1 protein-coding gene is annotated in these 1973 nt (G+C 63.2%); it reads right to left on the minus strand.

Translation table 11 applies throughout. The features are described from left to right. Positions 1-1973: condensation domain-containing protein (locus A2J03_RS23945; protein WP_231912694.1), on the minus strand; the 1973-nt coding region annotated here is incomplete at both ends.

A 1973-nucleotide genomic window follows, 5' to 3' on the forward strand; every position in this document is an offset into this window, starting at 1 on the left:
GCAACCAACGCCACAGCATCGACACCAGCAACACCCACCGCCGAAGAAAACACCTCCGACAACACCCGACCACCCACCGACACACCACTTGCCGACGCAGCACTGGACACTGGCATCAACGACGCGCGCTCGGAATCCGAGAGCAACTGCAACTGCCCGACGCGCAGTTCGGGTTGCGTCGCATACGCTTCGAGCACCCGTACGATCCGCTCGACGATCACGTCGACGTCGTGCGCCTCGAACAATTCCGGGAGGTACTTGGCCTCGATGTGAAGGCGCTCGTCGACCATCGCAACGAGGGTGAGCGGGTACTGGGCCGTGTCACTTCCGTCGACGATGTCCGATACGCGCAAACCGGCGATATCGGTTTCGTCGGTCAACCCGGCACGGTCGACAGGGTAGGACTCGAACACCGTCAGTGTGTCGAACGCGACGACCGGCCCGACGGCACGCTGGATCTCGGTAAGGCCCAGGTAGTGGTGGTCGAGAAGCCCCGCCTGCTCGGACTGGAGTCGAACGATGAACTCGCTCAACGTCTCCCGCGGATCGAGGGTCACTCGGACGGGCAGAGTATTGATGAACAGGCCGATCATCGACTCGATGTCATTGATCTCCGGCGGCCGTCCGGACACTGTCGCGCCGAACAACACATCCGTTCGGCCGGTCAAGGTTGCCAAGACGGTTCCCCACGCGGCCTGAACGAGGGTGTTCACGGTGACTCCGCGTTCGCGCGCAACTGTCCTCAGGCGCGCGGTCGACGGCGCGTCCAGTGAGGTCAACGCACGTCCCGCCCGTGTCGACTCCTGACGGCGACTCTCGACTGGAGTCAGTAACGTCGGTTCCGACAATCCGGACAGTGCGGATACCCACGCGTCGCGCGCACTCGCGCTGTCACGTCGGCTCATCCACGCGAGGTAGTCGCGGTACGCAGGAACACGAGGCAATACCGAGTCGTCGGCGTCGGTCGCGTACAGCGTCAGTAGCTCGCGAATGATGAGGGGCGTCGACCAGCCGTCGATGAGAATGTGGTGATTGGTCAGCACGACACGCCAGTCGGCGTCGCCCACCTCGATGAACGTGAAGCGGAGAAGCGGCGCCACTGCCATGTTGAATCGGGTGGCCCGGTCGGCTGCCATGATTCGTTCGAGCTCTTCGGCTGTGTCGGTCTCGTTCAAAGACGTCAAGTCGATGTCGTGCCAGGGGACGTCGACGTCACGCTCGACGACCTGAATGGACTCGCCCTCCAAATCGTGCACGAACGCCGTTCGGAGATTCGAGTGGCGGTCGAGCAGAGCCTGTGCGGCACGCCGAAGTCTCGCCTTGTCCACCGAACCGGTGAGAGCCATCACGAGTTGAACGACGTAGGCGTCGACGGTCTGGTCGGACAGCTCGGCATGGAACAACATGCCGGATTGCAGCGGAGACATCGACCAGATGTCGACGAGCGCGGGGTATCGGCGTTCGACGTCGTCGATCGACTTCTGATCGAGCGCAACGAGATCGAGATCGGACGGGGTGAATCCACCTGCGCTCGGATCATGTATGTGGCGAGTCAGTGCGGTCAGCGCGGAAACCCACAGTTCCGCCAACTCTTCGATGTCCTCGCGTCGCAGTACACCCGTTGGGTATGCGAACGTCGCCTTCAGCGCGTCGCCATCGCGTCCGGTGGTGGTGACTGCGTTGATGTCGAGCGCCGCCGACACCGGCAGATCCTGGTTCTGGACATCGCCGATCTCGTCGTCCTCGACCGGCAGCCAACCGACACCCCGGAGATTCTCGGGGATCCCGGCGCTGTAGCGACCGAGGTAGTTGAAGCTGATCTGCGGAGCGCTGTACTGCGCCAGTACATCACCGGAGTCTGCGTCGAGATACCGCAGCATGCCGTACCCGATACCGTGGTCAGGAACGCCGAGCAGTCGCTCCTTCACTGCCTTGACCAGTGCCCCCGCGGCAGGTCCGCCGGCCAGAGCGTC

It is taken from the genome of Rhodococcus sp. EPR-157, from assembly GCF_001647195.1.
Classification (GTDB): domain Bacteria; phylum Actinomycetota; class Actinomycetes; order Mycobacteriales; family Mycobacteriaceae; genus Rhodococcoides.